The organism is Burkholderia sp. BCC1998, assembly GCF_905339875.1.
Taxonomy (GTDB): Bacteria; Pseudomonadota; Gammaproteobacteria; order Burkholderiales; family Burkholderiaceae; genus Burkholderia.
In genome coordinates, this window is record NZ_CAJPHE010000002.1 from 384,281 (window position 1) to 400,397 (window position 16,117).

Here is a 16,117-nt window from a genome sequence, read left to right on the forward strand (position 1 = left end):
GTCAGCGCGCCGCGTGGTGGGGAAAAACCGGCTCCTGCGATGCGTGCCGCGCCTATTTGAAAGCCTCGATCGTCAGGCCGGTCGCCGCACTCATCTCGTCGTTCGTCACGTCGCGCACGTGCTTGCCGAACGTCCACACATGCCGGCCGGGATCGCGCGCGCGATACATGCGATCGCCGTAGAACTGGTCGGCCGGCGCCTGCAGGATCTCCGCGCCGGCCGCACGCGCGCGTTCGCAGTGCGCGTCGATGTCGGCGTCGTCGGGAAGATGCACGTGGACGTGCTGCGTGTTCCGGTCGCCCGTGTCCTGCGGCGACGCGATGAAGTCGGCCCACGCGCCGCCGATCATGACGAGCCCGTCGCCGAATCTCATTTCGGCATGCGCGATGTCGCCTTCCGGCGTGGTGACGACCAGCGCGCGCTCGAAGCCGAATGCGCGTTCGAGCCATGCGAGCGCGGCTTTCGGGTCGCGGTAGCACAGCGCGGCACTCAAGGAAGGACGGCGCGGCGTGGTCATCGGGGGCTCCGGATCTCGGCAATGGGTCTGCCCATTCTCCACGCGCGCGGCGCGGCGATCAACTCCCGCGCCCGCGACGCGCGTGTTGTCAATGCGCGACACGGCATGCGCGGCCGCCCGACCGCTCGCGTCGCGCCGCCGGCGAAAACGCACGCCGTCCGGCCTGCGGACCGATTTGTGAACGCCGTGTGACGCACTCTTGCGCAGCTCGCAACGGTGTACTCGCGCGCCTGCGGCCGGAATCGCGCGACCGCGCCCCTACACTTGCGCCGAACTTTGGTCACCCGTCCCACACGCAGGAGCTGTTACATGCACAAAACGAACAAAACCCTGATTGCCGCCGCATCCGCCGCCGCACTCTTCGCCCCGCTCGCGCACGCCCAGAGCTCGGTCACGCTGTACGGCCTGATCGATGCCGGCATCGCTTACACCAACAACGCCGGCGGCGCATCGCTGTGGCGCATGACCTCCGGCACGGTCAACGGCAGCCGCTTCGGCCTGCGCGGCACGGAAGATCTCGGCGGCGGCCTGAAGGCGCTGTTCGTCCTGGAGAACGGCTTCAACGTGAACAACGGCGCGCTCGGGCAGGACGGCAAGCTGTTCGGCCGCCACGCGTATGTCGGCCTGACCAGCAGCGGCTACGGCACGCTGACGCTCGGCCGCCAGTACGACACGATGGTCGACTTCGTCGCGCCGCTGTCCGCGACGGCCGGCGACTTCGGCGATACCGGCTTCGCGCATCCGTTCGACAACGACAACCTGAACCACTCGGTGCGCATCAACAACGCGGTGAAGTACACGAGCGACACGATCGCGGGCTTCAAGGTCGGCGCGCTGTACGGCTTCTCGAACTCCACGAACTTCGCCGGCAATCGCGCGTACAGCGTCGCGGCAAGCTACACGAACGGCCCGCTGAAGCTGGCCGGCGCGTACCTGCAGATGAACGGCACGAAGGGCTCGACGAGCGCGAGCCCGGGCGCGACCGACGTGGCCGAAGCGAAGAGCGTGAGCCAGGGCGGCTGGTCGGTGGGCGCGGACCGCATGCGCTCGTACGGCGGCGGTGTCAGCTACGTGTTCGGTCCGGCGACGGTCGGCTTCGTCTATACGCGCTCCCAGTACGACAACTCGGGCTCGTTCGGTTCCACCGGCCAGGTCGCGTTCAACAACTACGACGTGAACGCGCGCTATGCGGTGACGCCGGCCGTCAGCCTCGGCGCGGCCTACGTGTACACGGACGCCAGCGTGTCGAACCCGGACAGCAAGCACGGCACCGATCCGAAGTGGCACCAGGTCGACCTGCAGGCCGTGTACAAGCTGTCGCGCCGCACCGACCTGTACGCGGAAGCGATGTACCAGCACGCGTCGGGCCGCGGCTACCAGGCCTTCATCAACACGTCGGGCGGCGCCTCGAGCACCGCGAACCAGATCGTCGGCACGATCGGCATGCGCACGCGGTTCTGAGTTCCGCGCCGCGTGAGCGCCCGTCGCCCGTCCGCCGGGACCCTGTCCTGGCGGACGGGTTCGCGCGCTGTGGGCGACCTGCACCAATGTTGTTCCATCTGGAAAGCTGCCTGCCCGGAATCGGGGTTTTTGTGCGCGCGTGTGCTGCATAGACTGGCATCGACGGTTCGGATCGCGCGTCGATCACCGGACCGGCCTCACACCCCGTCTACTGGAGAACATCGTGAAATCGCTCGTCGTTACCGCCGCCGCTGCCGTCCTGCTTGCCGCACCGGCCCTGTCGTTCGCTCAGTCCGCCAACGCGCCCGTCACGCGCGCCCAGGTGCTGCAGGAGCTCTACGACCTCGAATCGGTCGGCTACAACCCGTCGCTCGGCGACGCCGGCAACTATCCGGACGACATCATGGCCGCGCAGGAACGCCTGGCAGCAAAACGGCTCGCCGAGCACAAGGCCGCGCAACGCGCATATGGCCCGGCCGGTGCGGGCGCAACGGAATCGGGCGTGGCGGCAAAGCCCGCGCTGTGAAGACACGCAGCAACGCCGCACCCGCGTGACATGCGTCGCGCGGGCGCGGCGGAAATCGCGCGAACCGGTCCGGCACGATGGATGCGGCCGGACAGCGTGCCGTCCGGCACGCGGCCATCTCGTCTTGGATTCGCGCTCGGGCTGCCTGATCAGGCAGCCTGCGGCTCGCGGTCGATCGCGTTCAGCATCTCGACGTCGCGAGCAATCATCCCCGGCACCTGCGCACGCAGCATCTCGACCCAGGTGCGCACCTTCGCGTCGATGAAGCGGCGTGACGGATACAGCGCATACACGTTCATCTTCTGCAGGATGTGCCCGGGCAGCACGCGCACGAGCGTACCGTCCTGCAGCGCGTCGATCGCCGCATACAGCGGCAGCATGCCGATCCCGATACCGTCGCGGATCGCGAGCGCGAGCGACTCGGCCGTATTGGTCTGCACCGGCCCGGTGACATGGATCTGCTCGATGCCGTCGGCGCCTTCGAGCACCCATTCGTGGGTCGGGAACGCCGGCGTGCAAAGTGTCAGGCACGCGTGCGCGCCGAGATCCTGCGGGCGGACCGGCGCGCCGTGGCGCTTCACGTACTCGGGCGACGCGCACAGGATGCTGAAGGTCGAGCCGAGCAGGTGCGACACGAGCTCCGAATCGGGCAGCGACGATGCGGTCACGACCGCCATGTCGCTCGTGCCGTCGAACAGGTCGGGCATGCGCTGCGACAGCGACAGCTCGATCGACACGTCCGGATATTGCGTGTGGTAGCGCGTGAGCGCGGGCATCACATAGTGATGGCCGACGCTCGCGAAGCTGTGCATGCGCAGCACGCCGGCCGGCCGTTCGTGCGCGCAACTCGCCTCCTCCTCGGCGCGATCGACGTCGGCAAGAATCTGGCGGCAGCGCCGCAGATAGCTTTCGCCGGCCGACGTCAGCGCGAGGCGGCGCGTCGAGCGATTCATCAGACGGGTGCGCAGGCGCGCCTCGAGTTCCGACACCGCGCGCGACATCGCGCCGGTCGTCGAATTCAGCGATTGCGCGGCCGCGGTGAAACTGCCCGTCTCGACGACGCGCGTAAACACCCGCATGTTTTGTAGGGTATCCATTCCTGTGAGCCACCTGTAGCGGAGCCGCCATTTTCCTCCAGCGGGTGCGACAGATTGTTACGCGGCCTGCAACTATCGTTTCCCCGTAGCTGCGTTAATGCCCGCGCGCCGCACTCCTACAATCGGCGCCTCACCAGTCGAACGGACCCGTCCGGACGCGCCGCGGCACCGCACGCGCCCCGCTTTTTTTCATGAAGCCACAACCTGCGATCGAGCGACCTGCCATCGAACCGGCACGATGGAGAACCTGGCTCGATCCGCTCGGCGGCACCGCGCGCGACTGGGCCGCGACCGACGGGCTGATCTGGCTGCACCTCGCCAAGACCGTGCTCGCCGCGCTGCTCGCGATGGGGATCGCGATGCGCCTCGAGATGTCGCAGCCGCGCACGGCGATGACGACCGTGTTCGTGCTGATGCAGCCGCTGTCGGGGATGGTGTTCGCGAAGAGCTTCTACCGCATGCTCGGCACGGCGGCCGGCCTCGTCGCCGCGCTCGCGCTCGGCGGGCTGTTCGCGCAGCAGCCTGAGCTGTACATGGCCGGCATCACGCTGTGGGTCGGCGGCTGCATCGCGCTCGCGGTGCGCAACCGCCATTTCCGCTGGTACGGGTTCGTGCTCGCCGGCTACACCGCCGCACTGATCGGCCTGCCCGCGGTGATGACGCCGCAGACGCTGTTCCAGTCCGCGCTCACGCGCGCCGCGGAAGTCGCGCTCGGCATCGCATGCTCCGGCGCGGTCAGCGCGCTGATCCTGCCGCTCAGCTCCGCGAAAGCGCTGATGCGCTCGCTGAGCGCGCGTCATGTGAAGTTCGCGGCGTTCGCGGCCGGCGCGCTGTCGGGCGACCTCGCGCGCGGCGACTTCGAGCGGCGCTTCGCCGATTTCGTCGACGAGATCGTCGGGTTCGAGGCCAACCGCGCGTTCGCGTCGTTCGAGGATCCGCACATTCGCGCGCGCAGCCGCCGGCTCGCGCGGCTCAACAGCGAGTTCATGAATGCATGCACGCGCCTGCATGCGCTGCACCAGCTCGTCAAACGCCTGCGCGCGAACCGGTCGGACGCGGTGCTCGACGCACTCGCACCGCACATCGATGCGCTCGCGCAGCGGATCACCGCATTGCGCGACGAGCGGCAGCGCGGCATCGCGTCGACCACCGGCGCACTGCTCGAACTGCGCCGCTTTCACGCCGCGTTGCCGAAGGCCGCGCGCGCGTCGCGCCGTGCGATCGAGGATCACGCGGCCGGCGGCCTGCTCGACTTCGATACCGCGGTCGAGCTGATGTATCGCTTCATCGGCGAGTATCTCGGCTACGCCGACACCAACGCGTCGCTCGATCGCGACGATCACGCGTTCGAACGCTCGGTCACGCACTACGCGGTGAAGACCAATTCGTTCTTCGTCGGCTTCGCGTTCCTGCGCACGCTCGTCGCCGTCGGCGCGATGAGCGCGTTCTGGCTCGCGTCCGAATGGCCGAGCGGCTCACTCGCCGTGATTGCCACCGCGATCGCGTGCGCGCTGAGCTCGACGTCGCCGCGCGCACCGAAGTTCGTCGCGCAGATGAGCGTCGGCGCGGCGTTCGCGACGGCCGTCGGCTACGTGTTCCTCTGTTACGTCTATCCGAACATCGACGGTTTTCCGCTGCTGTGCGCGGCACTCGCGCCGGTGCTCGGCATCGGCGCGTTTCTCGCGATGCGCCCGGGCCTGTCGGGCTACGGGATCGGCTTCGCGGTGTTCTTCTGCCTGCTCGCGGGCCCCGACAACGCGATCGCGTATACGCCCGAGGTGCTGATCAACAACGGCTTCGCCGTCGTCGTCGCGATGCTCGCGTGCTCGATCGTGTTCGCCGTGGTGTTTCCGACCCACATGCCGTGGCTCACGTCGCGGATCGCGCACGACCTGCGCCGCCAGGTCACGTTCGCGTGCGAAGGCGCGCGCGACGGGCTCGCCGCGCGCTTCCAGTCGAGCACGCACGACCTGATGGCGCAGCTGCGCACGCTGCTCGTCAAGCGCACGCGGCAGCATCGCGACGCACTGCGCTGGATGCTCTCGACGCTCGAAGTCGGCCATGCGGTGATCGACCTGCGCGACGAGCTGCACGGGTTCTGCGAATCGAAACCGCCGCAGACGCTGCGCTGGACCGCCTCGGTCGACGCGGTGCTGCACGAGCTGCCGCGCTTCTTCGACGATCCGACGCCGGGCCATCACGCGCGCACGCTCAAGTCGGTGAACCTGGCGATTCGCGCCGCACAGCACACGCTGCACGCATGGTACGCGGTGCCCGATGAACGCCACCGCATGCAGCGCATCGTCGGCTGCCTGCACTTCATCCGCAGCGCGCTGCTGGACAAGGATGCGCCGTTCAACCGCCATCGTCATTGAGCGCCGATGACGGTCGGCGGGAGATCGATGCGTACGCAACGTCACCCTTGTTCCGATTGGAAATAAGCTCTGCACCCGCGGTGATTAATTTCCAGGCAGTGCGAGCCTATAGTTTCCTCACTGCCAGCGAGACTGGCACTGACCCAGGAGAAACCGAAATGAAGCCGCTGCACCTCGCCCTCGTTGCCCTGTCGCTCACCGCCGCCGTCGCGCACGCCCAGAGCGCGCCGGCCGACGTCGCGCAACAACCGGCGAACCGCGCCGAAGCCGTCCAGGCCTCGGGCCGCGTCGATCGTGCGCAATCGAAGCAGGAAGACCCGAACGCATGCGTGGGCCCCGTCAGCTTCTGCAACGTCTACTTCGGCAGCTGAACATGACGCCGCGTCGTCACGGCCGGGCCCGCCGCGCGCACATCGCACGCATCGCACGTATCGCCTGCGCGCGTGCACGACGAGCCGGCCGATCGCCGCAACGACCCTGCCCGCCACGCCGCTTCGATTGAAGCGGCGCATGCCGTTTCAGGCGCCGCGCCCCGGCCGCCACCCCACTTCGCGCAACGCATCCAGCAAGCGCGCCTGCCCCAGCCCTTCGACCCGCGCGCCGCGCGACTCGACGTCGCTCCCCGCGACCAGCGCATTCACGATCGCTTCCTCCACCGCTTCCGCCGCGGCCACGAACAGTGCGGAGATGTGGTCGTTGTTCACCATCTTCACGGCCGTCGTCGGCGCGCCCTTGCTGCCGTAGTTCGCGGCGGGCAAGCCGTCGTTCCCCGTTGCGAACGCAAGGAAAATGTCGCCGCTCGAATCCTCGGTGCCGCCGCCGACGCGTGCCAGCCCGACGCTCGCACGCTGCGCGAGGCGCGTGCATTGATGCGGCAGCAGCGGCGCGTCGGTCGCGATCGTGACGACGATCGAACCCATCCCGGCCTCGCCTTGCGCGTCGGGCGCGCGAAACGGCGAAGGCACGTGCCGCAGCACGTCGCCGACCGGATAACCGGCCACGCGCAGCATCTCGCGCACGCCGTAGTTCGCCTGCACGAGCGCGCCGACGGTCCAGCCGCCCGCGTCGGCCGCCACCACCCGCGACGCGGTGCCGATGCCGCCCTTGAACTCGTGGCAGATCATGCCGGTGCCGCCGCCCACGCCGCCTTCGGCGACCGGCCCCGACTGCGCGGCGGCCAGCGCGCGCAGCACGTGCTCGGCGCGCACGTGCTGCCCCCAGATGTCGTTGAGCAGGCCGTCGTAGGTTTCCATCACGACCGGCATGCACCAGTACACGCGCCCGGCCGCCGCCTCGCGTTCGTTCGCGACCAGCGCATCGCGCACCGCGCCGACGCTGTGCGTGTTCGTATAGGCGATCGGCGTCGTCAGCAGGCCGGCTTCGCGGATCCATTCGAGCCCGGTCGCGTCGCCGTTGCCGTTCAGCACATGGACGCCCGCGAAGCACGGCGAAGCGTGCGCGGCGCCCGCGCGCGGCTCGATGACAGTCACGCCGGTGCGGATCGATGCATCGCCGTTCTCGACGTTCAGCGTGCAATGTCCGACCCGCACGCCCGGTACGTCCGTGATCGCGTTGAAGCGGCCCGGCGTGCCGAGTCCGATGCGGATGCCGAGATCCCTCGTGCGCATGATGTAATTCCTCCAGTCTTTCAATGGTTCGGTGTGCGAGTGGTTCAGAGCGAGCGGAACGCATCGCTGTGGCGCGCCCAGACCGCATACATCGCGAGTGCGGCCACCAGCAGCGCGCCGATGATGATCAGGTCGGTCGGCTTCGTCGCCGTCGCGAGCGTCGTGTAGAGCGTGTATGCGGCACCCGCGACCGCGACGAGCGGCGTCACGGGCCACAGCGGCATCCGGTAATGATGCTCGACGTCGCGGCGCACGAGCCGGCTCGCGAGCGCGGCCAGCCCGACGACCAGGTAGATCAGCAGCAGCAGGTCGACCGTGAACGCGGTCAGCTCGTCGAGGCTCGACACGAACACCAGCCCCGACGACGGCACGGCGAGCGCGAGCGTCGCGAGCCACGGCGATTCGAAGCGCGGATGGATCGTCGAGAACGCGCGGTTGCAGGTGCGCGACCAGAGCGCATGGCGGCCGCTGCTGTACAGCAGGCGCCCCATCGTGATCACGATCGCGATGATCGCGTTGAATACCGACAGGAAGATCCCGCCGCTGACCGCGCGCGACACCGCCGGGTTGCTCAGCGAGCGCACGACATAGCCGATCGGGTCGGCGCTCTTCGTCAGTTCCGTCAGCGACGGCGCGCCGAGCACGATCGCGGTGAGCGGAATCAGTTCGACGACGAGGATCACCAGCAGCGAGTAGATCACCGCCTTCGCGACGTTGCGGTTGCCGCCGCGCAGGTCTTCCGCGAGATAGGCGGCGGAGCCGAAGCCGTTGTAGCAGAAGATCGCCGTGCCGATCGCGGGCACGATCGCCGCGAGCGTGGCCGGCACCAGCGCATTGCCGCTCGCGACGACCGGCGCGACCAGTGCGTCCGCGCCGCGATGCGGCGAGCCGAAGCCGAGCCCCGCAATCAGCATCAGCACGCCGATCTCGACGACGAGAAACGCGCCGGTGATCCATGCGTTCGTCTTGATGTTCAGCATGCCGAGCACGTAGCTGAGCAACACGATCGTCAACGCGACCGACTGGTTGCTGAAGTGCGTGCCGAGCGCGTTGTTCAGGTAGGGCGCGGCACCGCTCGCGAGCACCGCGGGAATGAACACGCTGACGGACAGCACCGTGATGAAGGTCAGATAGCCGGGCAGCGTGCCGAACACGCGTTTGGCCATCACGTATTCGCCGCCCGCGCTGCGGTGCGCGGCGCTGAGCTCCGCGTAGCAGAGCGCGAACGCGAGCGCGAGCACGCCGCCGAGCAGGAACGACAGCACCGCGCCGCTGCCGGCCTGCTGGATCGCGAACGGCGCGATCACGAAGATCGAGCTGGCAGGCGTCACGCCCGACACGGTGATCATCACCGCGTCGCGCACGCTGAGCGTCTGCGACAACGCGCGCGGCGCGCCTTCCGTGGCAGGCGTCGCTTGCAGCGTGCCCGTCGATTCCGACATCATCGCCATTTCGTTCTCCTGTTGCTTCTGTCCTGCGCTTTTTTGAACACCCATACTCGGGCCCGATTGATTGCGTGGCAGTCTAGGAAGCCAATTTCAGGACCGCTATTCCCCCTTCGTGTTACACCCTTCGGTGGTGATATGGATCGACTCTTCTCCGAAATCGCGATGCACCAGGCGCTCGGCCGCGCGATCGATCATCTCGGCCAGCCGCGCTTCTGGCGTTTCCTGGTGCTGCTGCTCAACGAAATGGTGCCGTTCGACAACGCGCTCGCGACCGCGATCGGCCGCGACGGCGTGCCGCTCGTGCTCGACGAATACGACACGGGCGGCACCGACAGTGCGTCGCCGGTGCCGCTTTACCTCAACGGGTTGTATCTGCTCGATCCGTTCCTGCAGGCCGCGCACGACGGGCTCGCCGACGGCTGCTACCGGCTCGAGGAGGTCGCGCCCGACCTGTTCCGGCAGAGCGAGTATTTCCTGAACTACTTCCGCCACGCGGTCGGCGACGATGAAATCCAGATCCTGCTGCGGCCGAACCCCGACCTGCTGCTGTCGCTGTCGCTCGGCGCGGCCGCGCGCTTCGACGTCGAACCGCTCGGCAAGCTGACGGCCGCGATGCCGTGGGTGCTCGCGACGATCCGGCAGCACTGGCGGCTGGTGGGCGACGCCGCGCGCGCGACGCCCGACGACGATCTCGGCGCGCGCGTCGAGCAAGCGCTCGCGCGCTTCGGCGCGGGCGTGCTGACCGATCGCGAGATGTCGATCGCGCGAATGGTGCTGCGCGGCAATTCGTCGAAGGCGATCGCCGAGCGGCTGGCGATTTCACCGGAAACGGTGAAGGTGCATCGGCGGCATCTTTACGCGAAGCTCGGGATCTCGTCGCAGCCGGAGCTGTTTTCGCGGTTCATTCAGGCGCTTGGAGAGGATGCGGCGGGGTAAGCGCGACACGCCGCCGCGTTACGACAATGCGACGTCCGCCGCCAGCCCGGTCGGCGCGATCGCCACGTGCAGGGCGCGCTCGGGCCGCAACGTCACGTTCAGCGCCGCGCGCGGCGCCGCCATGCCGGGCGGCACGGACAATTCATGGCGCTGCAGGATCATCGCCGCCACCACCGTCATCTCCGTCATCGCCAGATGCTGCCCGAGGCACACGCGCGGCCCCGTGCCGAACGGCATGTAAGCGCCGCGCGGAATCGCCGGTGCGTCGTCGGCGAAGCGCTCGGGCCGGAAGGCCCGCGGTTCCGGAAACCATCGTGCATCGTGATGCATCAGCTGAATCGGCAGCATGAACAGCGTCCGCGCGGGAAACCGCCATGCGCCCAGCGCGACCGGCCGCAATGCGCGACGGCTGATCAGGATCGGTGCCGCCGGATACAGGCGCATCGTTTCCTCGAGCGTCTGCGTCAGGTAGCGCAATGCGGGGCGCGTGTCGGCGGTCGGCGCACGGCCGCCCAGCACGCGCACGACCTCGTCGCGCGCGGCGGCCTGCGCGGCCGGATTCGCGGCCATGTTCCACACCCACCAGGTCAGCGTGGCCGCGGCCGTCTCGTGGCCGGCCAGGAATGCCGTCATGCACTCGTCGTGCACGGCCCGCAGCGGCCATGCGTGCCCGTCGGCACGGTGCAGCCGCAACAGGCGCGACAGCAGGTCGTCCGGCCAGCCGTGCTCCGGCATGTCGAGACGCGCATGCAGTTGCCGGTCGATCAGTCCGTTCAGCACCGCCAGCGCCCGCGCCTTGCCGCGCTTCCACGGCATCCAGTCCGGCGCGCTGGCCGGCTGGTAGAACTCCGCGTTCGCCGCCGCGCCGACCGTGCGCACGGCCTCTTCGGCAACGCGCGCGTGTGCGCCGATCGAATCCGAGAACATCGTGCGCATGATCACGTCCATCGCCAGCGACGTCAGCGCGCTCTCGACCGGCCAGTGTGCGTCGCACGCGGGCCACTGCGCGAGCGCACGACCGGCTGTCGCGGCGATCGACGGCACGAACGCCTGCACCGGCTTCGGCGCGAAGTTCGCCTGCAGCGCGTGCCGCTTGTCGCGCCATGCGTCGCCCTCGGCGACCAGCACGCTGTGCCCGTGAACCCGCGAGAACACGCGGATGCCGCGTTCCCAGCGCACGAACGCATCGTGATGCGTGACCAGCAGCTCGCGCACGAGCGCGGGATCGGTCACGACCACCGCATGTTCGGGCCACATGCGCAGGTGCACGACGTCGCCATGCGCACGCTGCCAGCCGGCGAGCGCGCCGGTCAGGTCGCGCGACATCGCGCGCAGCAGCGGCCACCCCGTCAGGCCGACACGCGGCCCCGGCGGCCATACGCCGGGCGGGTGAAGCACGGGCGACGCATCAGCGGCGTCCGCATGAAACGGGCATCGGGAAGAGGATCGTGGGTTCATGCTCCGAATTGTCCGGATCGACACGCTGCCGGTCTTGAACGCAAACGACATCGACACGTGCGGCGCCGGTCCCTATACTCCGGCGTCATGCCCTCCGGTCCGTCTCCGAATCCGTCGCCGTGTCCCGATCCGCACGCGCGTGCGCCGCGCGTGCGGTGCGACGGCCGGTCGCCGCCCACGCGGCTGTATCCGCCGCCGGCCGCGCTGCAAGGCGCGGTCGTCGCGATCGTCTGCCGCGACACGCGCGGCTTCACGTTGAGCGACGCGCAGCGGCTCACGCATTTCCCCGCGTCGCCGATCGTCTGCCTGTCGTGGTATCGCGGCTTCGACGTCGGGCTCGTCCGGCCCACGGGCGACGGCCCCGTATGGCGGCCGTTCGGCGCATCGGCGACGCTGTCGGGCAGCCAGTCGATGCCGGTCGCGAGCTGGGCGCCGACGGGCGGACAAGGCGGCATCGTCTGCCTGCATGCCGATGCTGCGCGCGCGCTGTTCGGCGTCGCGCTGCCGGCGATCCACGACACTTTCGTCGACGCACATGCATGCCTCGACGACAGCTGGCGGCCGCTGCTCGATGCGCTCGCCGATGCCGAGCACGACGACGACGCGCTGGCCGCGCTCGACCGACACCTCGCGCCGCGCTGGCATGCGCTGCGCGGCAGCGTGTCGCCGCTGTGGTCGCTGCGCGATGCCGGGCGCAGCTGGGTCGGGCGTCTCGCGTCGATCGCGCGCGAATGGCGGCACACCCACAGCCCGCGCCAGGTGGAACGGCGCATCAAGGCGTACAGCGGGCGCTCGTTGCGCGACTGGCAAGTGCTGGTGCGCACCGAAGGCGTGTTCTTCGCCGCGCGCGACCGGCAGGACGCCGGACAACCGGTCGACTGGGCCGCGCTCGCGCTGGACGAAGGGTTCGCCGACCAGGCGCACCTGAGCCGCGCGACGCGGCGCATCACGGGCTTCTCGCCAACCGAGTTCGTGCGGCGCTTCGCCGAGGACGAATCGTTCTGGATGTACCGGCTCTGGGTGTGACCTGCCGCTGCACGTCGCGCGTCAACAGCCTGATTCGATGAACCCGCCATCGGGCGCCTGATGCGGCACGTACCAGCCGAAATACACCTCGGCCTCGACGATCCGGCCGTCGCGCACCCGCAACCGCTCCGCATTCCGGAACCGCCTGCCGGCGGTCGTCGCGGCTTCGTACACGACGAACACGTATTCGCCGTGCACGGCGACGTCGACGAACTCGAAACCGGCGAGCATCGCGCTGTTCGGCCAGCAGCGCGCGAGATACGCGTCGCGATCGAGCCGGTTGTCGAGCGGGCTCGTGAAATGGAAGTCCGGCGCGATCAGCGCTTCGATCGCATCGCGGTCCTTGTCGACATACGCGCGATAGCTGGCGCGCGCAACCTCACCGGGGTCCTCTGGCATCGTCGTTACCTCCGCAAAGAGTCGGGGCGACGCGACGGCACGCGTCGCCCCGAGGCATCGATGAAACGCGGGCGGGCGGCACGCGCGAGCGCGGCCCATCCTGCGTTCACAGATGAGCGCGCCCGCCCGGCGCGATGCCATTCGCGAAAACCCGCACCGGCCGGTCCGCACGCGACGCACCGCGCGTTCTGCCGCAGGCAGCCGCATTCAGCCGTAGGCAGCCGATGCCCCCGCTGCCGCGGTTGCCCGTTTTCGCACGCGCGGGCATGATGTCCGGCAGCGTGCCGGCCGCACCCGTCCGCTTCGGCGGCCGTCGGCGGCGTCGGCGGCGCAATCGGCACGTCGCCCCTGCCGCCTCCGGCATCATCGAGCAATCCGCGTGCCGGTCCCGGCCGCCCCTCTCACCGAGCCCATGTCACTACGCGCATTCAGAACCCTGGTCGCGATCGCCCGCTACCGCACCTTCGCGCGCGCCGGCGAAGCGATCGGGCTCACGCAGTCCGCCGTGAGCCTGCAGGTCAAGACGCTCGAAAACGAATACGACGTCCGGCTGTTCGACCGTTCGCGCCGCCAGCCGGTACTCACCGAAGCCGGCAAGATCCTCGTCGCGCAGGCCGAGCAGGTGCTCGCGATGGTCGACCGGATTCCCGATGCGCTCAGCGACGAGAAGAAGCTCGTCGGCCGCCTGCGGATCGGCGCGATCCATACCGCGCTGTCCGGCCCGCTGCCCGATGCGCTGCTCGCGCTGCGCGATGCGCACCCGTCGTTGCGCGTGCACGTATCGGCCGGCATGTCGGCCGAACTGGCGAACCGCGTCGCGGCCGGCGAACTCGACGCGGCGATCACGACGCGCCCGGTGCGCCCGCATCCGGCGGAACTGACGTGGACCACGCTGTACGAAGACCGCTTCTGGCTGCTCGCGCCGCCGCACTACGCGGAGCGCGACGCGGGCACGCTGCTCGAGGCGCTGCCGTTCATCCGCTTCGACGCGCAGGCGTGGGCCGGCCGGATGATCGCCGCCGAGCTGCGCCGCATCGGCGTGCGAGTGCGCGAGGAGATGGTGCTCGACAGCGCGGAGACGATCGCGCGGATGGTGGCGCGCGGGCTCGGCGCGGCGATCGTCGCGCTCCCCGACGCGACGCTCGCGCGGCTGCCGCCCGTCACGCGCTTGCCGTTCGGCCAGCCGCAGATGGGCCGCGCGGTCGTGCTGCTCGAACACCAGTCGCGTCCGGCCGAGCGTTTCGCACGTGCGCTGGCCGCCGAAGTCAGCGCATCATCGATGAGAATTTCTCATTGAACACCCGATAATTCACCATTATTCCTGCTGCTTGCGCGTGTTAACTTGGTGGCATCGTCACTCTTTCGCTTGCGTGCCGCCATGTTGCCCGCCGGATGGATTCCCGCTTCGTTCCGCCGCGCCGCCCGCCGGCCGTTCGGCCCGCGTCGCCTGAAGGCGCGTCGATGATCGGCCCGATCGTGCTCGCGCTCGCGCCGGTTGCGCTGCTGGTCGCGCTCGGCCACGGCCTGCGGCGCACGGGCTTCATCGCCGATGCGTTCTGGCCGCACGCCGAGCGGCTTTGCTATTACGTGCTGCTGCCCGCGCTGTTCGCGCACGGTCTCGCGACTGCGCGGCTGCAAGCGCTGCCCGTCTTGCCGCTCGCGGCGGCGCTGGTCGGCTCGACCGTGCTCGTCGCGGCGCTGCTTCTGCTGGTCCGCCGGTTCGTGCAGGTCGACGGCGCCGGGTTCACGTCGGTGTTCCAGGGCGCGGTGCGCTTCAACAACTATGTCGGCACCGCCCTCGCCGCCGGACTGTTCGGCGCGCACGGCATCGCGCTCGCGGCCGTGTGCGTCGCGGCGATCGTGCCGACCGTGAACCTGATGTGCGTGCTGGTGTTCGCGCGCTACGGCGACACGCGGCTCGGCGCGTGGGCGCTCGTGCGCCAGATCCTGTCGAATCCGCTCGTCGTCGGGTGCGCGCTGGGGATCGCGATGCAGGCCGCCGGCCTCGCGTTTCCGGCCGCCGTCGAACCGGCCGTGCGCGCGCTCGGCGCCGCATCGATGCCGCTCGGCCTGCTGTGCGTGGGCGCGGCACTGAAGTTCGACGCGGCGCGCGGATGGATGCAGCCGATGTGCATCGCGTCGGCGTTCAAGTTCATGGCGATGCCGCTCGCCACGCTCGCGGCCAGCCGCCTGTTCGGGCTCGGCGATGCCGCGCTGACCATCGCGCTGCTGTTCCAGGCGCTGCCGACTTCGTCCTCGTCGTACATCATGGCGCGCCAGCTCGGCGGCGACGCGCCGCTGATGGCCGGCATCACCGCGTTCCAGACGATCGCCGCCGCGCTCGCGATGCCGGCCGTGCTGACGGCGCTCGCGTCGGCGCCGGTGTTTCGCTGACGGCGTGGCACCGTTGCCGAATGCAACGAGGCAGCACATGCGGTCCCGCTTCGCGCTGCTGCGGGGACGGATAGCAAATACTGCTGCGCGCGCACGACCGCCGCGACGTCGCGCGACGCCTACGCGCCGCCGATGCGCCCCCGGTTCTTCTCGCAGCCCCGCGAAAAACCGCCTATGGTGAATGAAGCGGGTCCGTTCCGCCGTCATTCGACTTCGCGTCGCTCGCACCGGCGGCCACGGCGCCGCGTTCCGGCACCATTCCCCGCGCTCGCGCGCACGCCCGGCCGTGCGCGCGAGCGCGCCGCCCACCGGACTACAAGGAGGTAATCATGAAAGCCGTGCTGCTCGTCAGCTCCGCCCTGCTCGCCATGGCGTCCGTTTCGGCCTCGGCTCAAGGCTCGATCACCAAGGTCGAAAACGGCGCGCTCGTCGCCGCGAACGGAATGACCGTCTACACCTTCGACCAGGACAAGCCCAACGCCGGCACCAGCGCATGCAAGGGCCAATGCGAGTCCTTCTGGCCGCCGTACAAGGCCAGCGCGACCGACGTTCCGGTCGGCCCCTATACGATCGTCAAGCGCGACGACGGCAGCCCGCAATGGGCCTACAAGGGCAAGCCGCTGTACTTCTTCGCGAAGGACATGAAACAGGGCGACCGCAACGGCGACAACTTCAAGAACATGTGGCACGTGGTCGCGCCGTAAGCGTTCTTTCCCCGTCTTCAGCGTCGGCACGACCGCCGCACATGTAAAAAGGCCCGCCCCGATCGGCGACCGGGGCGGGCTCGTGCGTCCTTGCGCCGGCCGCGTGGCGACACACGCCGAGCGGCGCGCGTCGCGTTGCGGCCCGATC

Annotated in this window: 16 protein-coding genes; 10 read left to right on the forward strand and 6 right to left on the reverse strand. The window is 69.4% G+C overall.

Features of this window, described 5'->3' with window-relative positions; genetic code table 11:
• Positions 1-52 precede the first annotated feature (52 nt).
• Positions 53-517: a VOC family protein gene (locus U5A56_RS05065; RefSeq protein WP_321921139.1), complete on the reverse strand. Its 465-nt coding sequence runs from the start codon at positions 515-517 to the stop codon at positions 53-55.
• Between the two features lie 21 nt (positions 518-538).
• On the opposite strand from U5A56_RS05065, the gene U5A56_RS05070 reads away from it, so the two are divergent.
• The 3 genes from U5A56_RS05070 to U5A56_RS05080 all read left to right on the forward strand — a co-directional run bounded on the left by U5A56_RS05070 (position 539) and on the right by U5A56_RS05080 (position 2,504).
• Complete coding sequence (locus U5A56_RS05070) at positions 539-709, forward strand: hypothetical protein (protein ID WP_321921141.1); 171 nt, start codon at positions 539-541, stop codon at positions 707-709.
• A 117-nt stretch (positions 710-826) separates the two neighbouring features.
• Complete coding sequence (locus tag U5A56_RS05075) at positions 827-1,978, forward strand: porin (protein ID WP_321921142.1); 1,152 nt, start codon at positions 827-829, stop codon at positions 1,976-1,978.
• Between the two features lie 223 nt (positions 1,979-2,201).
• Positions 2,202-2,504 (forward strand): DUF4148 domain-containing protein, encoded by a 303-nt coding sequence (locus tag U5A56_RS05080; protein WP_321921144.1) that lies wholly within the window; start codon positions 2,202-2,204, stop codon positions 2,502-2,504.
• Positions 2,505-2,653: 149 nt separating this feature from the next.
• Here the strand turns inward: U5A56_RS05080 and U5A56_RS05085 are convergent, their stop codons facing one another.
• Complete coding sequence (locus U5A56_RS05085; protein WP_044843049.1) at positions 2,654-3,601, reverse strand: LysR family transcriptional regulator; 948 nt, start codon at positions 3,599-3,601, stop codon at positions 2,654-2,656.
• 191 nt (positions 3,602-3,792) lie between these two features.
• On the opposite strand from U5A56_RS05085, the gene U5A56_RS05090 reads away from it, so the two are divergent.
• Positions 3,793-5,976, forward strand: a complete 2,184-nt coding sequence (locus tag U5A56_RS05090; protein ID WP_321921146.1) for an FUSC family protein — start codon at positions 3,793-3,795, stop codon at positions 5,974-5,976.
• Positions 5,977-6,134: 158 nt separating this feature from the next.
• Positions 6,135-6,347: a hypothetical protein gene (locus tag U5A56_RS05095; RefSeq protein WP_044843047.1), complete on the forward strand. Its 213-nt coding sequence runs from the start codon at positions 6,135-6,137 to the stop codon at positions 6,345-6,347.
• Positions 6,348-6,494: 147 nt separating this feature from the next.
• Here the strand turns inward: U5A56_RS05095 and U5A56_RS05100 are convergent, their stop codons facing one another.
• Both U5A56_RS05100 and U5A56_RS05105 read right to left on the reverse strand, forming a co-directional pair.
• Positions 6,495-7,604, reverse strand: coding sequence for a P1 family peptidase (locus U5A56_RS05100; RefSeq protein WP_321921148.1), 1,110 nt, complete (start codon positions 7,602-7,604; stop codon positions 6,495-6,497).
• 44 nt (positions 7,605-7,648) lie between these two features.
• On the reverse strand, positions 7,649-9,055 hold the full coding sequence (locus tag U5A56_RS05105; protein ID WP_044843045.1) for an APC family permease: 1,407 nt from the start codon (positions 9,053-9,055) through the stop codon (positions 7,649-7,651).
• Between the two features lie 132 nt (positions 9,056-9,187).
• On the opposite strand from U5A56_RS05105, the gene U5A56_RS05110 reads away from it, so the two are divergent.
• Positions 9,188-9,988, forward strand: a complete 801-nt coding sequence (locus U5A56_RS05110; protein ID WP_321921150.1) for a helix-turn-helix transcriptional regulator — start codon at positions 9,188-9,190, stop codon at positions 9,986-9,988.
• An 18-nt stretch (positions 9,989-10,006) separates the two neighbouring features.
• Here U5A56_RS05110 and U5A56_RS05115 read toward each other — a convergent pair whose 3' ends face one another.
• Positions 10,007-11,314: a cytochrome P450 gene (locus U5A56_RS05115; RefSeq protein WP_415749098.1), complete on the reverse strand. Its 1,308-nt coding sequence runs from the start codon at positions 11,312-11,314 to the stop codon at positions 10,007-10,009.
• A 219-nt stretch (positions 11,315-11,533) separates the two neighbouring features.
• Here U5A56_RS05115 and U5A56_RS05120 point away from each other — a divergent pair, with 219 nt between their 5' ends.
• Positions 11,534-12,472, forward strand: a complete 939-nt coding sequence (locus tag U5A56_RS05120) for a helix-turn-helix domain-containing protein (RefSeq protein WP_321921154.1) — start codon at positions 11,534-11,536, stop codon at positions 12,470-12,472.
• Positions 12,473-12,493: 21 nt separating this feature from the next.
• Here the strand turns inward: U5A56_RS05120 and U5A56_RS05125 are convergent, their stop codons facing one another.
• Positions 12,494-12,871, reverse strand: coding sequence for a nuclear transport factor 2 family protein (locus U5A56_RS05125; RefSeq protein WP_321921156.1), 378 nt, complete (start codon positions 12,869-12,871; stop codon positions 12,494-12,496).
• Positions 12,872-13,283: 412 nt separating this feature from the next.
• Here U5A56_RS05125 and U5A56_RS05130 point away from each other — a divergent pair, with 412 nt between their 5' ends.
• The 3 genes from U5A56_RS05130 to U5A56_RS05140 all read left to right on the forward strand — a co-directional run bounded on the left by U5A56_RS05130 (position 13,284) and on the right by U5A56_RS05140 (position 15,969).
• Entirely contained in the window at positions 13,284-14,168 is an 885-nt protein-coding gene (locus U5A56_RS05130) for a LysR substrate-binding domain-containing protein (protein ID WP_044843041.1), read from the forward strand.
• Between the two features lie 164 nt (positions 14,169-14,332).
• Positions 14,333-15,265: an AEC family transporter gene (locus U5A56_RS05135; protein ID WP_321921158.1), complete on the forward strand. Its 933-nt coding sequence runs from the start codon at positions 14,333-14,335 to the stop codon at positions 15,263-15,265.
• A 329-nt stretch (positions 15,266-15,594) separates the two neighbouring features.
• Positions 15,595-15,969, forward strand: coding sequence for a hypothetical protein (locus U5A56_RS05140; protein WP_044843040.1), 375 nt, complete (start codon positions 15,595-15,597; stop codon positions 15,967-15,969).
• The last annotated feature ends 148 nt before the right edge of the window (positions 15,970-16,117 follow it).